The organism is Streptococcus oralis (assembly GCF_001588645.1).
GTDB classification, from domain to species: Bacteria; Bacillota; Bacilli; order Lactobacillales; family Streptococcaceae; genus Streptococcus; species Streptococcus oralis_AB.
The window spans coordinates 1-232 of record NZ_LAYF01000019.1; the positions used below are offsets into that span (position 1 = coordinate 1).

At 40.5% G+C, this 232-nt stretch carries 1 protein-coding gene; it reads left to right on the forward strand.

Annotated elements, in window-relative coordinates:
- Nucleotides 1–232: G5 domain-containing protein (locus A0739_RS09460; RefSeq protein WP_196755723.1), on the forward strand; the 232-nt coding region annotated here is incomplete at both ends.

Below are 232 nucleotides of genomic sequence, written 5' to 3' on the forward strand. Positions count from 1 at the left end.
GTACTTGTGGGAACAAAACCACTTACTGTAACCGCTCAAAGAACTGAGAAACAGGATATTGACTTTGATATCGTTAAAGTGCCTTCTGACAAGCTATTTGTTGGAGAAGAAGAGATTCAAACCCCTGGTGTTAAAGGTACTAGAACTATTGTTCACGAAGATACTATTGACAACCGAAACAATACTGTGATCTCGTCTCGTGTTGTCTCTGACGAACAAACCGAACCTGTCA